The organism is Pseudomonas sp. WS 5503 (genome assembly GCF_012985385.1).
In the GTDB taxonomy this organism is placed as follows: domain Bacteria; phylum Pseudomonadota; class Gammaproteobacteria; order Pseudomonadales; family Pseudomonadaceae; genus Aquipseudomonas; species Aquipseudomonas paracarnis.
On sequence record NZ_JAAQWI010000015.1, the window covers coordinates 19,161 to 37,698 of the forward strand.

General features: G+C 60.4%; 17 protein-coding genes. 14 read left to right on the forward strand and 3 right to left on the reverse strand.

The features are described 5' to 3' along the window. Positions 1 to 93: 93 nt before the first annotated feature. On the reverse strand, positions 94 to 1,092 hold the full coding sequence (locus HBO10_RS28835; RefSeq protein WP_034128448.1) for an AraC family transcriptional regulator: 999 nt from the start codon (positions 1,090 to 1,092) through the stop codon (positions 94 to 96). A gap of 338 nt (positions 1,093 to 1,430) precedes the next feature. On the opposite strand from HBO10_RS28835, the gene HBO10_RS28840 reads away from it, so the two are divergent. The 3 genes from HBO10_RS28840 (at position 1,431) to HBO10_RS28850 (ending at position 4,463) form a co-directional block, all read left to right on the forward strand. Further along, complete coding sequence (locus HBO10_RS28840) at positions 1,431 to 2,762, forward strand: dicarboxylate/amino acid:cation symporter (protein ID WP_003189258.1); 1,332 nt, start codon at positions 1,431 to 1,433, stop codon at positions 2,760 to 2,762. Between the two features lie 133 nt (positions 2,763 to 2,895). Then, positions 2,896 to 3,882 carry an XdhC family protein gene (locus HBO10_RS28845; RefSeq protein ID WP_034128447.1) on the forward strand — a complete coding sequence of 329 codons (987 nt, stop codon included), beginning with the start codon at positions 2,896 to 2,898 and terminating at the stop codon, positions 3,880 to 3,882. Next, entirely contained in the window at positions 3,879 to 4,463 is a 585-nt protein-coding gene (locus HBO10_RS28850) for a nucleotidyltransferase family protein (RefSeq protein ID WP_034128446.1), read from the forward strand. The genes HBO10_RS28845 and HBO10_RS28850 overlap by 4 nt, the downstream gene beginning before the upstream one ends. Positions 4,464 to 5,020: 557 nt before the next feature. Here HBO10_RS28850 and rne read toward each other — a convergent pair. Then, positions 5,021 to 8,170 (reverse strand): ribonuclease E, encoded by a 3,150-nt coding sequence (gene rne / locus HBO10_RS28855; protein ID WP_052199997.1) that lies wholly within the window; start codon positions 8,168 to 8,170, stop codon positions 5,021 to 5,023. A gap of 766 nt (positions 8,171 to 8,936) precedes the next feature. Here rne and rluC point away from each other — a divergent pair. From rluC to HBO10_RS28870, 3 genes are read left to right on the forward strand one after another with little or no spacing between them, the layout of a single operon-like run. After that, positions 8,937 to 9,896 carry a 23S rRNA pseudouridine(955/2504/2580) synthase RluC gene (gene rluC / locus HBO10_RS28860; protein ID WP_034128444.1) on the forward strand — a complete coding sequence of 320 codons (960 nt, stop codon included), beginning with the start codon at positions 8,937 to 8,939 and terminating at the stop codon, positions 9,894 to 9,896. Further along, the gene (locus HBO10_RS28865; protein ID WP_034128443.1) at positions 9,883 to 10,545 is read left to right on the forward strand and encodes an HAD-IA family hydrolase; all 663 of its coding nucleotides are present in this window, start codon (positions 9,883 to 9,885) and stop codon (positions 10,543 to 10,545) included. Before rluC ends, HBO10_RS28865 begins: the two co-directional genes overlap by 14 nt. 21 nt (positions 10,546 to 10,566) lie before the next feature. Continuing rightward, the gene (locus HBO10_RS28870; RefSeq protein WP_034128442.1) at positions 10,567 to 11,550 is read left to right on the forward strand and encodes a S49 family peptidase; all 984 of its coding nucleotides are present in this window, start codon (positions 10,567 to 10,569) and stop codon (positions 11,548 to 11,550) included. Positions 11,551 to 11,681: 131 nt separating this feature from the next. Here the strand turns inward: HBO10_RS28870 and HBO10_RS28875 are convergent, their stop codons facing one another. Continuing rightward, positions 11,682 to 12,260: a nucleoside triphosphate pyrophosphatase gene (locus tag HBO10_RS28875; RefSeq protein WP_034128441.1), complete on the reverse strand. Its 579-nt coding sequence runs from the start codon at positions 12,258 to 12,260 to the stop codon at positions 11,682 to 11,684. Between the two features lie 105 nt (positions 12,261 to 12,365). On the opposite strand from HBO10_RS28875, the gene HBO10_RS28880 reads away from it, so the two are divergent. The 8 genes from HBO10_RS28880 to pabC all read left to right on the forward strand — a co-directional run bounded on the left by HBO10_RS28880 (position 12,366) and on the right by pabC (position 18,538). Beyond that, the gene (locus HBO10_RS28880; RefSeq protein WP_003175611.1) at positions 12,366 to 12,896 is read left to right on the forward strand and encodes a YceD family protein; all 531 of its coding nucleotides are present in this window, start codon (positions 12,366 to 12,368) and stop codon (positions 12,894 to 12,896) included. Positions 12,897 to 12,909: 13 nt separating this feature from the next. Next, on the forward strand, positions 12,910 to 13,092 hold the full coding sequence (gene rpmF, locus HBO10_RS28885) for a 50S ribosomal protein L32 (protein ID WP_003179396.1): 183 nt from the start codon (positions 12,910 to 12,912) through the stop codon (positions 13,090 to 13,092). 4 nt (positions 13,093 to 13,096) lie between these two features. Next, on the forward strand, positions 13,097 to 14,107 hold the full coding sequence (gene plsX, locus HBO10_RS28890) for a phosphate acyltransferase PlsX (RefSeq protein WP_080757645.1): 1,011 nt from the start codon (positions 13,097 to 13,099) through the stop codon (positions 14,105 to 14,107). 126 nt (positions 14,108 to 14,233) lie between these two features. Continuing rightward, on the forward strand, positions 14,234 to 15,172 hold the full coding sequence (gene fabD, locus HBO10_RS28895) for an ACP S-malonyltransferase (RefSeq protein WP_034128439.1): 939 nt from the start codon (positions 14,234 to 14,236) through the stop codon (positions 15,170 to 15,172). A 24-nt stretch (positions 15,173 to 15,196) separates the two neighbouring features. Next, entirely contained in the window at positions 15,197 to 15,940 is a 744-nt protein-coding gene (gene fabG, locus HBO10_RS28900) for a 3-oxoacyl-ACP reductase FabG (RefSeq protein WP_003189275.1), read from the forward strand. Between the two features lie 191 nt (positions 15,941 to 16,131). Continuing rightward, complete coding sequence (gene acpP / locus HBO10_RS28905) at positions 16,132 to 16,368, forward strand: acyl carrier protein (protein ID WP_003175607.1); 237 nt, start codon at positions 16,132 to 16,134, stop codon at positions 16,366 to 16,368. A 110-nt stretch (positions 16,369 to 16,478) separates the two neighbouring features. Further along, a complete protein-coding gene (fabF, locus tag HBO10_RS28910; protein ID WP_034128438.1) occupies positions 16,479 to 17,723 on the forward strand; it encodes a beta-ketoacyl-ACP synthase II in 1,245 nt (414 codons plus the stop codon). Beyond that, entirely contained in the window at positions 17,723 to 18,538 is an 816-nt protein-coding gene (gene pabC, locus HBO10_RS28915; protein WP_034128437.1) for an aminodeoxychorismate lyase, read from the forward strand. The genes fabF and pabC overlap by 1 nt, the downstream gene beginning before the upstream one ends.

The window sequence follows — 18,538 nt, forward strand, 5'->3', positions numbered from 1 at the left end:
GCAGGCAAGCCAGCTCCCACATTTTGATGTGTGAATACATTCAACTGTGGGAGCTGGCTTGCCTGCGATGAGGCCCTCCCAGCCAATACACCGCTAACTCTCCTGCGCTCTGTAGGCCCCCGGCGTCAGTCCTGTCCACTTCTTGAACGCCCGATGAAACGCCGACGGTTCGGAAAACCCCAACTGCTCGGCGATCTCCTGCAAAGACAAATCCGCCCGCCCCAAGTGGTAAATGGCGATATCCCGGCGTAACTCATCTTTCAATGCCTGAAAGCTCGTGCCTTCTTCGCGCAGGTGCCGACGCAGGGTCTGTGGGCTGATGTGCAAGTGCTGGGCGACGGCTTCCAGGTCTGGCCAGGGCGTGCGGTCGCGGCTCAGCAGGCGGCGCAACTGGCTGCTCAGGCTGTCACCTTCATCCGGCCGGGACAACAAGTCGGCAGGGGAGCGCTGCAAGAAGTGCTTGAGGGTGCGTTCATCCTGCAACAGCGGCAGGCTCAGGTAGCGGCTGGGAAACACCAGGCTGCTGGTCGGCGCGCCGAACACCTGGGGGCAGGGGAACAGCAGGTCATATTCACCGGCATGGGCCGGCATCGGGTAACTGAAGGTGGCCTGCTGCAGCCGGATACGCTGGCCGATCAACCAACTGCCCAGGCGATGCCAGATCACCAGCAGGCATTCACTGAGGAAGTGGTCCGGGTCCCATAGCTGTGAGTCGTCCAGGCTCAGGCGCGCCATGTCGCCTTCTTTGGTCAGTTGCCAGCGTGGGCCTTGGGGGAACAGGCTATAAAACAATAAGCCGCGCTCCAGCGCCTTCTCCAGCGTGCGGCAATGGATCAGCGCGTGGCACATCATGGCGAAAGTGCCGCGTTTGCTCGGCGCTTCGGCAAACCCCAGGTATTCGTCATCCAACCCCAGCCAGAGCATTTGCAGCAAGCGGGTAAATTGCTCTGGAGCGATGCGGGCGCGGGGTTCGGTCAGTAGTTCCGGGGTGATGCCCACCTGCTGCAACACCCCCGAGTAGTCGAAACCGGCTCGGCGCGCACCGCCGAGGGCCGCTCGGGCGTAATGGCTGGCGATGGTACGTTCACGCATGCAGGGGCCTCATCCATGGAGTGGCGGATGGTAGCCATCACCCAGTGGCGCGACAAGGCGGATATCCGCCAAATTGTAGGACGAGACAGGATGAGTGGGCGGAAATCCGCCACTGTGTTGCACTCTCCGGAGTCGCCCGTGAACCCAAAGCCCTGATGTCTAAAGGCCTTCAGCGCGTTTAAGCAAAGTGGCACGCTGTTTGCGATAAGGATTACAGCGCAGGCTTGCTCCTACAGGCTTCGCAAACAACAAATCCCTCCAGTGCAGGAGGGTTCGCAATTCAAGTGCCGTGGGCAATGGCGGATATTTGCCACACGGGACGATTGAGGAACTTTGCAATGACGACTCGTCAGCCAATCTACAAATCCCTGTATTTCCAGGTGATCGTTGCAATCGTTATCGGTATCTTGCTCGGCCACTTCTACCCGCAGACCGGCGTGGCACTCAAGCCACTGGGTGACGGCTTTATCAAGCTGATCAAAATGGTCATCGCCCCGATCATCTTCTGTACCGTGGTCAGCGGCATCGCTGGCATGCAAAGCATGAAGTCGGTGGGCAAGACCGGCGGCTACGCGCTGCTGTACTTCGAAATCGTTTCCACCATCGCCCTGCTGATTGGCCTGGTCGTGGTCAACGTGGTGCAGCCGGGCGCCGGCATGCACATCGACGTCGCGACCCTGGATGCTTCCAAAGTGGCGGCCTACGTCACCGCCGGTAAAGACCAGAGCATCGTCGGCTTTATCCTCAACGTCATCCCGAACACCATCGTCGGCGCCTTCGCCAACGGCGACATCCTGCAAGTGCTGATGTTCTCGGTGATCTTCGGTTTCGCCCTGCACCGCCTGGGTGCCTACGGCAAGCCCGTGCTGGACTTCATCGATCGCTTCGCCCATGTGATGTTCAACATCATCAACATGATCATGAAGCTCGCGCCAATCGGTGCCCTGGGTGCGATGGCATTCACCATCGGCGCCTACGGTGTCGGTTCCCTGGTGCAGTTGGGCCAGTTGATGATCTGCTTCTACATCACCTGCATTCTGTTCGTGGTGCTGGTGCTGGGCGCTATCTGCCGCGCTCACGGTTTCAGCGTGTTGAAGCTGATCCGCTACATCCGTGAAGAACTGCTGATCGTACTGGGCACCTCGTCGTCGGAATCCGCACTGCCGCGTATGTTGATCAAGATGGAGCGCCTGGGCGCGAAGAAGTCCGTGGTCGGCCTGGTGATTCCAACCGGTTACTCCTTCAACCTCGACGGTACTTCGATCTACCTGACCATGGCGGCCGTGTTCATCGCCCAGGCGACCGACACCCACATGGACATCACCCACCAGATCACTCTGCTGCTGGTGTTGCTGCTGTCGTCCAAAGGCGCGGCTGGCGTGACCGGTTCGGGCTTCATCGTACTGGCCGCCACCCTGTCGGCTGTCGGCCACTTGCCGGTTGCCGGCCTGGCGCTGATCCTGGGTATCGACCGCTTCATGTCCGAAGCCCGTGCCCTGACCAACCTGGTGGGTAACGCAGTTGCCACCATCGTTGTGGCCAAGTGGGTCAAGGAACTGGACACCGACAAGCTGCAAAGCGAGCTGGCGTCTGGCGGGACCGGTATCTCCGAAACCCGCGAGCTCGATGACCTGGGCGTGGCTGAAGGCCCGGCGCCTGTCGTCAAGTAAGTGGCTGCTGGCGTGAACTGACGCCAACGCTATCCGTAAACGCCCCGACTGGTTCGGGGCGTTTGCGTTTCTGGCGGGATACAACCGATATTTTTGGTTTACAGTGAGCGCGACAGTACTTACCGGAGGCCTGATGGACAGTGTGGATCTGAACGTCCTGCGCAGCGTGCTGCAATGGCGCCGCGCCGGGCAGCGCGTGATGTTGTACAGCGTGGTGCAAACCTGGGGCAGCGCGCCGCGCCCGCCAGGAGCAATGCTGGCCCTGCGCGGTGATGGTGTGGTGATTGGCTCGGTGTCGGGCGGTTGCATCGAGGATGACTTGATCGCGCGCCTGCAGGACGGCCGCTTACCCGCTGACGGCCCGCCCGTGCAGTTGGTGACCTACGGCGTCACTCGCGACGAGGCGGCGCGTTTTGGCCTGCCCTGCGGCGGCACCCTGCGGCTCACCGAGGAGCGCGTGGAAGAGTGGGGTTGGGTCGAAACGCTGCTGGCGCGTTGTGAAGATCATCAGATTGTCGCTCGCGAGCTGAACCTGGCCACCGGCGAAGTGATTTTGAGCGCCGCCAGCAAGACCGACGTGGTGAGCTTCGACGGCGAACGCTTGCGCGCCATCTATGGCCCGCGCTGGCGCCTGCTGTTGATCGGCGCCGGGCAGCTGTCGCGCTACGTAGCGGAAATGGCGCGCCTGCTGGATTTCGAAGTGCTGATCTGCGACCCCCGCGAAGAGTTCGTCTATGGCTGGGAAGACCAGCATGGCCGCTTTGTGCCGGGCATGCCCGACGAGGCGGTGTTGAATATCCATACCGATGAACGCACGGCTATTGTTTGCCTGACCCACGATCCACGTCTGGATGACATGGCGTTGCTGACGGCGCTGAACTCCACGGCGTTCTATATCGGCGCCCTGGGTTCGCGGGTCAATACCCAGAAGCGTCGGGAGAACCTGGCCGCGCTGGGCCTGTCGGCGGAGGCCATTGCGCGCTTGCACGGGCCGATCGGCCTGCACATCGGCAGCCATACGCCGGCGGAAATTGCGCTATCGCTGATGGCGGAAATTGTTGCGATCAAAAACGGGGTGGCACCGATGCAAAAAAAACCGATGGCAGTGGTGGCCGAGTGACGGTGACGGCGATTGTGCTGGCGGCGGGGCAGGGCAGTCGTTTTCGTGCCGAAGCTGGAGCTGATCAAGACAAATTGCTCGCCGCGTGTGTGGGGCTGGATGGCGTTAGCCGGCCGGTCATCGAGCAGGTGCTGCGCAACTTGCCTGAGCGTGTGGTAACGCGCTGGCTGGTGACGTCGCCGGAGCGCGGGGAGGTTATCCGCCTGGCAGAGGCTTATGGCTGTCAGGTTGTACTGCTGGATTCGAGCGGTATGGGCGACAGCATTGCGGCGGCGGTCAAGGCCAGCGGTGCAGCGGATGGGTGGCTGGTGGTGTTGGGGGATATGCCGTTTATTCGGTCATCGAGTATCGAACGGGTGATCGCCAGCGTGGAGGGCGTCACTGTGCCGGTATCTGCCGGGCAGTACGGGCACCCGGTGGCTTTCCATCACAGGTTTGGGTCGGCGCTGATGGCTCTGAGTGGGGATCGTGGGGCCAGGCCGTTGTTTGCACAAACTCAGGTGCGAGAGGTGCAGGTAGATGATCCTGGTGTGCTTTGGGATGTGGATGTGCCGCAACGGTTGAGTTTTACTGCAGGTTAAGTGTGGCAGCTGGCTTGCCTGCGATAGCCATAGGTATCTACTTAGAGCCGACGTTGGACCTGTGGCGAGGGAGCTTGCTCCCGTAACGGCCTGATAGCCGGCGCTTATCTACCTGACGCACCACCGTCCAATGTGGTAGCTGGCTTGCCTGCGATAGCGGCCTGACAGTCAACACAGTTGGATTGTGTACATATCCATTACTGCGGTAACGACCACTTAAGGTTCCGCCCTGACGGCGGCTAAACCGGCATCCCTGCCGGTTTACCCCCCAAATCCCTGTCGAATTCCGGCCAGCGTGGTTTGACGGGGCGCCTAAGATCAAAAGCAGATCAAGAGCGACTCGCTTCGCATCGTGGTTACCGTCTGCCGTTACAGCCCACAAAGTTGTGTAGATACCTCTGCTGCGATAGCGGTGTGTCAGTCACCGCCACGCTGGCTGAATCGACGCTATCGCAGGCAAGCCAGCTCCCACAGTGATCGCATTCCAGGTCGAGATAATCAGCCATAAAAAAGCCCCGCCTGATCACTCAGGCGGGGCTTTTTAGTGGCTTATGGAATCAGACGAGGGGTTTAGGCTCGTGCTCTGCTTCCTGGGCCTCGTGCTCTACCGCCTTGGCTGCGGCTGCAGCAGCTTCGGCTTCCTTGCGGCGACGACGCACTTCACGCGGGTCGTTCGGCGCACGGCCGTTTTCGGTGAGGGCGCTTGCAGGTGCAGCTTCAACCACAGGGGCGGCCACTTCGGCAACCACTGGGGCTTCAACTTCAACCACGGGCGCAGGCTCAGCAACCGGCGTCGGTTCAACCACTAGGGCTGGCTCGGCGACGACTTCAGCAACCGGTGCCGGTGCTTCTTCTACCACTGGGGCAGGCGCTGGCGCTTCAACCGGTGCAGCCGGTTCGGCGGTCCACTGGAAGGCGGTCTGTTCTTCGCGAACTTCACGCACAGCCGGGGCAGCTTCTTCGACCACCGGAGCTTCTACAGCCGCTTCGACTACTGGCTGAGGCTCAACCGATGGAGCTGGTTCAACGGCAACCACGTCGGTTTCTGGCTGTGCATCGCGAACCGGGGCAACTTCCACTTCCGGAACCGCTGGGGCTTCGACAGGGGTCGTGGCTTCAACGACTGGCGCTTCAACAACCGGCGCTTCAACCGCTGGGGTTTCGGCGGCTGGCGCTTCTACGGCAACAGTGTCTTCGACGGCAGCGGTAGCGCGTTCGGCTTGCTCGTGAGCCTGGGCTTCAGCAGGTGCGCTGATGACTGAGCTGGCAACGGCAGCGGTAACGGCCAAGCCGGCAGCCAGTTCGGCGCCTGTTGGCTCGTTGTTGGCAGCTTCTGGGTTTTCGCCGGTTTCTTCCGAACCTTCGATTACGTTGCCGTTGGCATCACGCTGACGCTCACGACGGTTGCTGCGACGACGCTGGCCACGGGAGCGGCGGCGTGGACGATCGCCTTCGGCGTTGTCCTGGCCGTCTTCCTGCAACTGCTCTTCGCCGGTCAGTACTTCTTCTTCGGTGGCAGCAGCGGCTTGCTCGGCGCGTGGTTGACGCTCTTCACGTGGCGGGCGCGGTTGGCGCTCTTCGCGTGGTGCGCGTTCTTCACGCGGCTGGCGGGCCGGGCGTTCTTCAGCGCTAACGGCTGCGGCAGCGGCAACGGCAGGTGCCGCGTCCAGAGGCTCACGCAGTTCACGCACGCGTTCTTCACGCTCGCCACGCGGCTTGCGATCTTCACGTGGAGTGCGTGGGGTACGTGGGGCGCGCTCTTCACGCGGTGCACGTTCTTCACGGGCTACGGTCGGGGTGTCTTCACGGGCTTCGCGAGGCGCACGTTCTTCACGTGGTGCGCGTTCTTCACGCGGGGCACGTTCTTCGCGAGGCTTGCGCTCTTCGTCACGGCGGCCATTGCGGTTACGGCTCTGCTGGCGACCGTTGCGACGTTCTTCATTGCGCGCCGGGCGCTCGGTGGCAGGTTTTTCAACCACAACCGGGGCAGCAGGCTCTTCCTTGGTGGCGAACAGGCTGACCAGCGACTTCACCAGGCCCTTGAACAGGCTTGGCTCAGGCAGGGCGGCCGGCGCGGCAACCGGTGCGGCAGCTTCGGTCGGTACCGGTGCGTTGGCACGGGCCGGTGCAGTCTTCACCGCGGCTTCCTGGCGAACCAGGGTGCGGGTCGCAGCGGCTGGCTGGACTTCTTCGACTTCGGCGGCAGCCGCGGCGATTTCATAGCTGGACTGCCCGCTATGGGCTTCCGGGCTGTCGTCACGCAGGCGCTGTACTTCGAAGTGCGGCGTTTCGAGGTGATCGTTCGGCAGGATGACGATACGGGCACGGGTGCGCAGTTCGATCTTGGTGATCGAGTTGCGTTTTTCATTGAGCAGGAAGGCGGCAACCGGAATCGGCACTTGGGCGCGAACTTCGGCGGTACGGTCTTTCAGGGCTTCTTCTTCGATCAGGCGCAGGATCGCTAGGGACAGCGATTCAACGTCACGGATGATGCCTGTGCCGTTGCAACGCGGGCAGACGATGCCGCTGCTCTCGCCCAGGGATGGACGCAGGCGCTGACGGGACATTTCCAGCAGGCCGAAGCGCGAGATGCGGCCGACTTGCACGCGAGCGCGGTCAGCTTCCAGGCACTCGCGGACTTTCTCTTCCACGGCGCGCTGGTTCTTGGCAGGGGTCATGTCGATGAAGTCGATCACGATCAGGCCGCCGATGTCACGCAGGCGCAGCTGGCGGGCGATTTCTTCAGCCGCTTCCAGGTTGGTCTGCAGGGCGGTTTCTTCGATGTCGCTGCCTTTGGTCGCACGTGCCGAGTTGATGTCGATGGACACCAGGGCTTCGGTCGGGTCGATCACGATGGAGCCGCCGGAAGGCAGCTCGACCACGCGCTGGAAAGCGGTCTCGATCTGGCTTTCGATCTGGAAACGGTTGAACAGCGGAACGCTGTCTTCGTACAGCTTGATCTTGCTGGCGTACTGCGGCATTACCTGGCGGATGAAGGTCAGGGCTTCGTCCTGAGCTTCAACGCTGTCGATCAGCACTTCGCCGATGTCCTGGCGCAGGTAATCGCGGATGGCGCGGATGATTACGTTGCTTTCCTGGTAGATCAGGAACGGCGCGGAACGATCCAGGGACGCTTCTTTGATAGCGGTCCACAACTGCAACAGGTAGTCGAGGTCCCACTGCATTTCTTCGCTGCTGCGGCCAAGGCCGGCAGTGCGAACGATCAGGCCCATGTCGGCCGGTGCGATCAGGCCGTTCAGCGCTTCACGCAGTTCGTTGCGCTCTTCGCCTTCGATGCGACGGGAAATACCGCCGGCACGTGGGTTGTTCGGCATCAGCACCAGGTAACGACCGGCGAGGCTGATGAAGGTGGTCAGGGCTGCGCCCTTGTTGCCACGTTCTTCTTTTTCGACCTGGACGATGACTTCCTGGCCTTCGCTCAGGACGTCCTTGATGTTCACGCGGCCTTCAGGGGCTTTCTTGAAGTATTCGCGGGAGATTTCTTTGAGGGGCAGGAAGCCGTGGCGCTCGGAGCCGAAATCGACAAAGGCAGCCTCAAGGCTTGGTTCGATGCGAGTGATACGGCCTTTATAGATGTTGGCCTTTTTCTGCTCGCGTGCACCGGATTCGATGTCCAGGTCGTAGAGGCGTTGGCCATCTACCAGTGCAACACGCAACTCTTCGGGTTGAGTTGCGTTAATCAGCATTCTTTTCATGTTGTACCGTCGGTTTCCGGGCTGCCGGAAACGGCGTTCGGCACACACGACTTCTCACGGTCGGTGTCAGGTGCGTCAAGAGTGGTTGGCCACTCCAGTGTCCAGCAAAATCGGCCAATTGGGCCGGTATCGCGACGGACGCGTCCTGCTCGTTAGCGGTGGTGACAAAGGCACCACTTCAACAAAAGCTAAGGTCAGGAGGAGGAATCAACCGGCGACTGTGGACGAGATGAAGCGTCTAAAACAAGCCTAGTGCTACACAGTCCGACGGTTGTGCATCTCCACCCTACACGTATCCCTGATAATTCGGGTGCTGCCGCGCGCAGAATCCGCAGCGGGTTGGCATTTACCGTGTTCTCCAATGGGGAGTCCACGCTCATGGCTAAACAAGACTAGGTGTGGGCGGTTGCGCTCTCACTCAGCTCTTAACAGGCGTTGTTTCCGAAGCATTCGCCATGGTCTGGCTCAAAACTGACTGCACTTTGTGAACTGGCCGTAAATATCGGCGCAAAAGGCGAGTATTCACTCTGCTTTCTGCACTCGCTTCAGGCCTCATGTCACCTGCGCTTGTTACAATCTTGAGCCTTCCTGGGTGGCGAAAGCCCCGTAGGACGGCCTCGCGTCCTGATGAATTGCGATGGTCAGGGCCGGCAGTTTGCCGCATGTCCTCTGTCCAGGCCGCTTTTGGCGGCGTTCGCGACTATAGCAGTAATGATTAAGTGCTTCAATTCCATAAAAAATTGTTATCATCGCCGCCATGACGACTACCACCCCCCCGACCCCCAGCGTCCAGCTGCTTGAGGTCTCGCCGGAATATGCCGGCCAACGCATCGACAACTTTCTTTTGGCCAGGCTCAAAGGCGTGCCCAAGACCTTGATTTATCGCATTTTGCGTAAAGGCGAAGTGCGCGTGAACAAGGGGCGCATCAAGCCTGAGTACAAGCTGCAGGCGGGCGATATCGTCCGTGTGCCGCCAGTGCGCGTGCCTGAACGCGACGAACCGGTACCGCTGGCCCAGGGGTTGTTGCAGCGCCTGGAAGCGTCGATCGTGTTCGAAGACAACAAGCTGATCGTGATCAACAAGCCCTGTGGCATTGCGGTTCATGGTGGCAGTGGCTTGAACTTCGGCGTGATCGAAGCCTTTCGTCAGTTGCGCCCGGATGCCAAGGAACTGGAACTGGTGCATCGCCTGGACCGTGACACCTCCGGCCTGTTGATGATCGCCAAGAAGCGCAGCATGTTGCGCCACTTGCACACCGCCCTGCGTGGCGATGGCGTGGACAAACGCTACATGGCGCTGGTGCGCGGCAACTGGGCCAGCTCGATCAAGAGCGTGCGTGCGCCGCTGCAGAAGAGCAACCTGCGCTCCGGCGAGCGCATGGTCGAAGTGGACGAGGAGGGCAAAGAAGCCCTGACCCTGTTCAAGGTGTTGCGTCGCTTCGGTGACTTCGCCACGATGGTCGAGGCCAAGCCGGTCACTGGCCGCACTCACCAGATTCGTGTGCACACCCTGCATGCGGGCCACTGCATTGCGGGCGACACCAAGTACGGCGACGAAGATTTTTCCAAGGAAATTCGCGACCTGGGCGGTAAGCGCCTGTTCCTGCACGCCTACATGCTCACCGTGCCGCTACCCGATGGCGGCGAGCTGAAACTGCAGGCGCCGGTCGATGAGATGTGGGCCAAGACCGTGGAGCGTTTGAGTGTCGCACCTTGACTACAAGCTGCTGATCTTCGATTGGGACGGGACGCTGGCCAATTCCATTGGCCGCATCGTCGAGTCCATGCACATGGCGTCGACCCGCTCGGGCTTTGAGTTGTGCACGGACCTGGCGGTCAAGGGCATTATCGGCCTGGGTTTGCCTGAAGCTATTCGCACCTTGTACCCCGACATCAGCGACGCCGAGTTGGTAGCGTTTCGCGAGCACTACGCCGACCACTACATTGCGCTGGAAGCTACGCCTTCGCCGCTGTTTGAAGGTGTGGTGCAATCGCTGCAAGCGTTTCGTGCCGAGGGCTATCACCTGGCGGTCGCCACCGGCAAGGCTCGTCGCGGCCTGGACCGTGTGCTCAAGGCTCACGGCTGGGAAGATTACTTTGATATCACCCGCGCTGCGGATGAAACCGCCAGCAAGCCTCATCCCTTGATGCTGGAGCAGATCCTTGCGCACTGTGGCGTTACGCCACGCGAGGCATTGATGGTGGGTGATGCGTCTTTCGACCTGATGATGGCGCGCAATGCAGGCATGGATAGTGTCGCCGTCAGCTACGGCGCCCAGTCTGCCGAGGCGTTGCAGCAGTACGAGCCGAGGCTGACGATTGATCATTTTTCCGAACTGCAGGTCTGGCTCAGCCGGGCCCGATAAGTCTTTGCTGGGGTTGATGGCATGAGTGACGAGTGGAAGGCGCCTGAAAAGGCCGAGAGCAGTGATGATAAAAGCTGGAAGCTTTTGGAGAAGACCCTCCTGGCCAGCGTCCAGGAACAGCGGCGTTCGCGGCGCTGGGGGATTTTCTTCAAGCTGCTGACCTTTGTGTACCTGCTTGGGATGCTGGCGCTGTTCAGTCCGCTGATGGACATGGAAAAGAGCGCCACCCGTGGCAGTCACTACACCGCCTTGATCGAAGTGCGCGGCGTGATTGCCGACAAGGAGCCCGCCAGTGCCGACAATATTGTCACCAGCCTGCGCGCGGCTTTCGAGGATGCCAAGGTCAAGGGCGTTATCCTGCGCATCAACAGCCCAGGTGGCAGCCCAGTGCAGTCGGGTTATGTGTATGACGAGATTCGTCGTCTGCGCGCCTTGCATCCGGATACCAAGCTCTATGCCGTGATCTCCGACCTGGGTGCTTCGGGTGCCTATTACATTGCCAGTGCTGCAGACCAGATCTATGCCGACAAGGCCAGCCTGGTGGGTTCTATCGGTGTGACGGCGGCCGGTTACGGTTTTGTCGGTGCCATGGAGAAACTGGGGGTCGAGCGTCGCACCTATACCTCGGGTGAGCACAAGTCGTTCCTCGATCCTTTCCAGCCGCAGAAGGCGGATGAAACCGCGTTCTGGCAGGGCGTGCTCGACACTACCCATCGTCAGTTCATCGCCAGCGTCAAGCAGGGGCGTGGGGATCGCTTGAAAGATAAAGAGCATCCGGAGCTGTTCTCCGGCCTTGTCTGGTCGGGCGAGCAGGCATTGCCGCTGGGCTTGATTGACGGCTTGGGCAGCGCCAGCTCGGTGGCGCGGGATGTAGTGGGTGAGAAGGAGTTGGTGGATTTTACGGTCGAGGAATCGCCGTTTGATCGCTTCTCCAAGAAGCTCGGTGCTAGCGTGGCGGAGAAGCTAGCCCTGTACATGGGCTTCCAGGGGCCGTCCCTGCGCTGAAATTCCAAGCTAGGTGTAGATCAGCTGTGGGAGCGGGCTTGCCCGCGATAGCGATGGATCAGTCGATATAAGTGTCGCCTGGTACATCGCTATCGCAGGCAAGCCAGCTCCCACATTGCTTTACGAAGGTTTCAAGGAATCTGTACGCCTTCGGTCAGCAGCATGTCCACCAGTCGAATCAGTGGCAGCCCAACCAGGCTGGTCGCATCCGGTCCCTCGGTGCTCCGGAACAAGCTCACACCGAGCCCTTCTGCTTTGAAGCTGCCCGCACAGTCATAAGGCTGCTCGATCCGCAGATAGCGCTCGATACGTTCTGCATCCAGTTCGCGCATGTGTACGGTAAACGGCACGCAGTCCACCTGGCAGCGCCCGGTCTCGCTGTTGAGCAGTGCCAGCCCGGTAAGAAAGCTCACACGCTTGCCGCTGGCAGCCAGTAATTGCTCGCGGGCATTTTCGAAGGTGTGCGGCTTGCCGATGATCCGGCCTTCCAGTGCGGCGACCTGATCCGAGCCAATGATTAAATGCCCAGGATGGCTGGCGGCGAGGGCGCGGGCCTTTTGTTCGGCCAGGCGCTTGACCAGTTCGATGGCGGATTCATCCGGGCGGTGGCTTTCGTCGATATCCGGCGAGCTGCAGGTGAACGGCAGGTGCAGGCGGCTCAGTAATTCCCGGCGATAAACCGAGCTGGACGCGAGTAATAAAGGCAGCATATACGTCTCCTCAAGGCAGTCGCCGATTCTAGCGACGTGACCGGCTGACGCACAGGGCTGAATTTCCTTTGACATGGCCGGGTGCATCCCTATAATGCTGCGCCTATGTTGAATGACCCGATTCCACCTCACGTTGACCCGCGCAAATTGGCTGATCGTGGCACCACCCTTCAAGGTGAAGTGCTGCTGGCCGATTTGGAGAGACTCTGCGACCCGCTTTCCGACACTGTCGGTACGGTGCAGGCGAAATTCGTTTTTGAACGAGATGAACGTAAATCTGTGGTAATCCACAGCGTTATCGACACCGAAGTCAAAATGGTTTGCCAGCGTTGTCTTGAGCTGGTCACCCTGCCGATCCACAGCGAATGCAGTTATGCTGTGGTGAAAGAGGGTGCGAATACCCAGTCGTTGCCGAAAGGTTATGACGTGCTGGAACTGGGCGAAGATCCATTGGATCTGCATGCACTGATCGAGGAGGAGCTTTTGCTCGCCTTGCCCATTGTGCCTGCTCATCATCCGGAAGAATGCCAGCAGCCGGAGGGTCTCGATGACGAGGCCGAGCCGAGCGAGGACGAGGTAACGCGGTCCAACCCGTTCAGTGTATTGGCGCAGTTAAAGCGTGACCCAAACGTTTAGGAGTTAATCAATTATGGCTGTTCAGCAGAACAAAAAATCCCGCTCCGCCCGTGACATGCGCCGTTCGCACGACGCTCTCGAGGCTAGCACCCTGTCCGTGGAAAAGACCACTGGTGAAGTTCACCTGCGTCACCACGTATCGCCAGAAGGCGTATACCGTGGCCGTAAAGTGATCGACAAGGGCGCTGACGAGTAATCACTTGTCTGCTCAAGTCATCGCGATTGACGCAATGGGCGGGGACTTCGGTCCCCGCAGCATTGTTCAGGCCTGCATTGCCAGCCTGTCTGCCACGCCCTCGCTGCATCTGACCCTCGTCGGTCAACCCTCCCTACTTGAAGAACTGATTGCCAGCCATCCGGCGGTGGATCGCGCGCGCCTGACGATTAGGCCAGCCAGCGAAACCATCAGCATGGATGAAAAGCCGGCGGTTGCCCTGCGTGGCAAGCCCGATTCTTCAATGCGGGTGGCCCTTGAGCTGTTGCGTGATGGCAAGGTGCACGCCTGTGTCAGTGCCGGTAATACCGGCGCGTTGATGGCCTTGTCGCGGCACGTGCTCAAAACCCTGCCGGGTATTGATCGGCCGGCGATGGTGGCGGCGATCCCGACGCAGAAGGGCTATTGCCAACTGCTGGACCTGGGCGCCAATGTTGATTGCAGCGCCGAGCACCTGCTGCAGTTCGCCGTAATGGGCTCGGTGGCCGCCGAAGCGCTGGGCGTGGCCCGACCCAGGGTTGCCCTGCTGAATATCGGTACCGAGGACATCAAGGGCAACCAGCAAGTCAAGCTTGCCGCCACCTTGCTACAAAGCGCGCGGGGCTTGAACTACATCGGCTTTGTTGAGGGTGATGGTTTGTACCGTGGTGAAGCTGATGTGGTGGTGTGCGACGGCTTTGTCGGTAATATCCTGCTCAAATCCAGCGAAGGCCTGGCAACCATGATTGCTACGCGTATTGAAGCTTTGTTCAAGCGCAACCTGGGGGCGCGTATGGTGGGAGCCTTGGCGTTACCCCTGATGCGACGCTTGCAGGCTGACCTGGCGCCAGCACGGCACAACGGTGCAAGCTTTCTTGGCTTGCAGGGCATTGTGGTAAAAAGCCATGGCTCGGCCGGTGTGCTGGGCTTTCAAAGTGCAATTGCGCGGGCCTTGATCGAGATTCAGGAGAACCTGCCGCAACGCTTGCACGGCCGTCTCGAGGATCTGTTGCCTTAGGCGAATTGGCCCGGGAGTGCTTAAATGTGACCGGCCAGTTCAATTGACCATCCAATCAGTCAGTTTCGTTCGCGCCCATCGTAGGCACGAGCATTTTTGACGACCAGATCATTAGGGGCTTGTTACATGTCTACATCCCTCGCATTCGTCTTTCCAGGGCAGGGTTCGCAGTCCCTCGGCATGTTGGCCGAGCTGGGCGCGCAATACCCGCTGATCCTGGACACCTTCAAGGAAGCTTCCGACGCCCTGGGGTATGACCTGTGGGCACTGACCCAGCAAGGTCCGGAAGCATTGCTCAACCAAACAGATAGAACCCAGCCGGCCATCCTGACCGCTTCGATCGCCCTGTGGCGCTTGTGGCTGGCTGAAGGCGGCGCACGCCCTGCCTTCGTCGCGGGTCACAGCCTGGGCGAATACAGCGCCCTGGTGGCCGCGGGCAGCCTGACCTTGGCTGAAGCGGTCAAGCTGGTCGAGCGTCGTGGTCAACTGATGCAAGAAGCCGTTCCGGCCGGGCAGGGCGGCATGGCCGCTATCCTGGGCCTGGACGACGCGGTTGTGATCGAGGCCTGCGCCGAAGCGGCGCAAGGCGAAGTGGTCAGCGCGGTGAACTTCAACTCCCCAGGCCAGGTGGTGATCGCCGGTGCCAAGGCGGCCGTCGAGCGTGCCATCGAGGGTTGCAAGGCCCGTGGCGCCAAGCGAGCGCTGCCATTGCCGGTGAGCGTACCGTCCCACTGCGAACTGATGCGCCCGGCGGCAGAGCGCTTTGCCGAGTCTATCGCTGCCATCAACTGGCAGGCGCCGCAGATCCCGCTGGTGCAGAACGTCAGCGCGGCCGTGGCCGCCGACCTCGACACCCTCAAGCGCGACCTGCTGGAGCAACTGTACAAGCCAGTTCGCTGGGTTGAATCGGTCCAGACCCTGGCCGCCAACGGTGCCGCCGAACTGGTCGAGTGCGGCCCGGGCAAAGTCCTGGCCGGCTTGAACAAGCGCTGCGCCGACGGTGTGTCGACCGCCAACCTCAATACCCCAGAAGCCTTCGCTGCCGCTCGCGCGGCACTGGCCTGAATCCCGTACTTAGGAGAAGCCTGCATGAGTCTGCAAGGTAAAGTTGCACTGGTTACCGGCGCAAGCCGTGGCATTGGCCAGGCGATCGCCCTGGAGCTGGGCCGTCAGGGCGCCGTTGTGATCGGCACCGCCACCTCCGCCTCGGGCGCCGAGCGTATCGCCGCGACCCTGAAGGAAAACGGCGTGCAAGGTACCGGTCTTGAACTGAATGTGACCAGCGATGAGTCCGTGGCTGCCGTACTGGCCCAGATCACTGCTCAGTTCGGTGCACCGGCTATCCTGGTGAACAACGCCGGGATCACCCGTGACAACCTGATGATGCGCATGAAAGACGACGAGTGGTACGACGTGGTCGATACCAACCTGAACAGTCTGTTTCGCCTGTCCAAGGGCGTTTTGCGCGGCATGACCAAGGCGCGTTGGGGCCGAATTATCAATATTGGCTCCGTAGTGGGTGCCATGGGCAACGCAGGCCAAGTAAACTACGCCTCTGCCAAGGCCGGCCTGGAAGGTTTCAGCCGCGCACTGGCGCGTGAAGTCGGCTCGCGGTCGATTACGGTCAACTCGGTGGCCCCTGGGTTCATCGACACCGATATGACCCGCGAACTGCCGGAAGCACAGCGCGAAGCCTTGCTGACGCAGATTCCGCTGGGCCGTCTGGGCCAGGCCCAAGAGATCGCGAATGTGGTCACTTTCCTGGCATCTGACGGTGCGGCATACGTGACTGGGGCTACAATCCCGGTTAACGGCGGGATGTACATGAGTTAAATTGTGACGGATCGCTTCAAAAAAATGTCATACGAGCTGTCTAAAATCCGTTATAAAGCTGCAACTTAATTTATAGGCAGGTGGCCGACCGGGTACAGGGTGAAGCTTTCAGTTGAAAAGCTGAAATGGCTTTCTATACACTTACCCACTGGCCAGCTGCCTGAATTTGTCCATTAGGAGTTAAACAAGGTATGAGCACCATCGAAGAGCGCGTCAAGAAAATCGTCGCCGAGCAACTGGGCGTTAAGGAAGAAGAAGTGGTCAACACTGCTTCCTTCGTAGAAGACCTGGGTGCCGATTCCCTTGACACCGTTGAGCTGGTGATGGCTCTGGAAGAGGAATTCGAGACCGAAATCCCGGACGAAGAAGCTGAAAAAATCACTACTGTTCAAGCTGCCATCGACTACGTTACTAGCCACCAGGCGTAATAGTTTGTAGTCGTCGCTTGCTGTCAGGGAAAAACCGCACTGCTGTAAAGGCGTGCGGTTTTTTCTTTAGCGGCGATGAAAAGTGTCGTCATTAGAAAAAGGAGAGTGCTGTGTCGCGTAGACGCGTCGTAGTCACCGGTATGGGTATGTTGTCGCCACTGGGTACGGATGTGCCGAGCAGTTGGCAGGGCATTCTGGCTGGCCGCAGTGGTATTGGTCTGATCGAACACACGGACCTTTCTGCCTATTCCACCCGTTTTGGCGGCTCGGTAAAGGGCTTCAATGTCGAGGAATATCTCTCGATCAAAGAATCCCGCAAGCTCGACCTGTTCATTCAGTACGGCCTGGCTGCCGGGTTTCAGGCTGTGCGTAACGCCGGCCTGGAAGTCACCGACGCCAACCGTGACCGCATCGGCGTGGCCATGGGTTCAGGTATTGGCGGTCTGACCAATATCGAAGAAACCAGCCGCACCTTGCATGAGACTGGCCCACGTCGAATTTCACCGTTCTTCGTACCGGGCTCGATCATCAATATGATTTCCGGCTTCCTGTCCATTCATCTGGGTGCACAGGGACCGAACTACGCAATCGCCACGGCTTGTACCACAGGTACGCACTGCATTGGCATGGCGGCACGCAACATTGCCTACGACGAAGCCGACGTGATGATCGCCGGCGGCGCCGAAATGGCCGCGTGCGGCCTGGGCATGGGCGGCTTCGGCGCGTCCCGTGCGCTGTCGACCCGCAACGACGAGCCGACCCGTGCCAGTCGTCCGTGGGACAAGGGCCGTGACGGCTTTGTGCTCTCCGACGGTGCCGGTGCGCTGGTGCTCGAAGAGCTGGAGCACGCCAAGGCGCGTGGTGCCACTATCTACGCCGAATTGATCGGGTTTGGCATGAGCGGCGACGCTTACCACATGACTTCACCGCCGTCCGACGGAGCGGGTGCTGCGCGTTGCATCACCAATGCCCTGCGCGATGCGAAGGTCAACCCCAACCAGGTGCAGTACATCAACGCCCATGGCACTTCGACCCCGACCGGCGACCTGGCGGAAGCAGAGGCCATCAAGTCGGTGTTCGGCGAGCACGCCTATAAGCTGGCGGTCAGCTCCACCAAGTCCATGACCGGCCACCTGTTGGGTGCGGCGGGCGCGGTCGAGGCGATCTTCAGTGTGATGGCAATCAGGGATCAGGTCGCTCCGCCGACTATCAACCTTGATGAGCCGGACGAAGGCTGCGACCTGAACTTCGTGCCCCACGAAGCGCAGCCCATGCCGATCGACGTGGCGATTTCCAACTCGTTCGGTTTCGGTGGCACCAACGGTTCCCTGGTGTTCCGCCGGTTCGCCGAGTGATGCACAGCTGGGTCGACGGTCAGCCAGCGGACAGCGTGCCCCTGAAAGATCGCGGCCTGGCCTATGGCGATGGGGTGTTCGAGACCATCGCCGTCAAGGCCGGGCAGCCGTTGCTGCTCGACCGTCACCTGCAACGCCTGGAAGAGGGTTGCAGGCGTTTGGCATTGGTGGTGGATCACGGGTTGATTCGCCACGAAGTGCTGAGCTTCGCCGCCGCCCTTGGCGACGGTATTCTCAAATTGATCCTCACCCGTGGCGACAGCTTGCGCGGTTACGGCATCAACCCTGGCGCCCCGGTGCGCCGCATCTTGCAGGGCAGCGCGCCCGCTGTTTACCCGCCCATCCATGAAGTCGAAGGCGTGCACCTGTTCGCGTGTGCCACGCGCTTGGCGCAGCAGCCGTTGCTGGCCGGTATCAAGCACCTCAATCGCCTGGAACAGGTGATCGCGCGTGCCGAATGGCAAGATACCGAGCATGCCGAAGGCCTGATGCTGGATATGTCTGGCCGGGTGATCGAAGGCATATTCAGCAATCTTTTCCTGGTGAGCAACGGCTTGTTACTAACCGCTGATCTGAGCCGTTGTGGCGTTGCGGGCGTGATGCGCGCCGAAGTTCTGGCCCAGGCACAAGCGCTGGGCGTCCCGGTGGCCGTGGCCGACATCAGTTTGGAGCAGTTGCAACAGGCCGATGAAGTCTTCGTCTGCAACAGCGTTTATGGCATTTGGCCGGTGCGAGGCTGCGCTGCGATGAGCTGGCCGGTTGGGCCGCTCACCCGTAAACTGCAGGGCATTGTTCGCGCGCTATTGGATATTTGA

Bases quoted from the DNA above. Each gene is read 5' to 3' on its own strand.
- acpP (WP_003175607.1), top strand. From the start codon at position 16,132: ATGAGCACCATCGAAGAGCGCGTCAAGAAAATCGTCGCCGAGCAACTG.
- HBO10_RS28880 (WP_003175611.1), top strand. From the start codon at position 12,366: ATGTTGAATGACCCGATTCCACCTCACGTTGACCCGCGCAAATTGGCT.
- HBO10_RS28870 (WP_034128442.1), top strand. From the start codon at position 10,567: ATGAGTGACGAGTGGAAGGCGCCTGAAAAGGCCGAGAGCAGTGATGAT.
- HBO10_RS28835 (WP_034128448.1), bottom strand. From the start codon at position 1,092: ATGCGTGAACGTACCATCGCCAGCCATTACGCCCGAGCGGCCCTCGGC.
- rluC (WP_034128444.1), top strand. From the start codon at position 8,937: ATGACGACTACCACCCCCCCGACCCCCAGCGTCCAGCTGCTTGAGGTC.
- pabC (WP_034128437.1), top strand. From the start codon at position 17,723: ATGCACAGCTGGGTCGACGGTCAGCCAGCGGACAGCGTGCCCCTGAAA.
- fabG (WP_003189275.1), top strand. From the start codon at position 15,197: ATGAGTCTGCAAGGTAAAGTTGCACTGGTTACCGGCGCAAGCCGTGGC.
- rpmF (WP_003179396.1), top strand. From the start codon at position 12,910: ATGGCTGTTCAGCAGAACAAAAAATCCCGCTCCGCCCGTGACATGCGC.
- fabD (WP_034128439.1), top strand. From the start codon at position 14,234: ATGTCTACATCCCTCGCATTCGTCTTTCCAGGGCAGGGTTCGCAGTCC.
- rne (WP_052199997.1), bottom strand. From the start codon at position 8,170: ATGCTGATTAACGCAACTCAACCCGAAGAGTTGCGTGTTGCACTGGTA.
- HBO10_RS28845 (WP_034128447.1), top strand. From the start codon at position 2,896: ATGGACAGTGTGGATCTGAACGTCCTGCGCAGCGTGCTGCAATGGCGC.
- HBO10_RS28840 (WP_003189258.1), top strand. From the start codon at position 1,431: ATGACGACTCGTCAGCCAATCTACAAATCCCTGTATTTCCAGGTGATC.
- HBO10_RS28875 (WP_034128441.1), bottom strand. From the start codon at position 12,260: ATGCTGCCTTTATTACTCGCGTCCAGCTCGGTTTATCGCCGGGAATTA.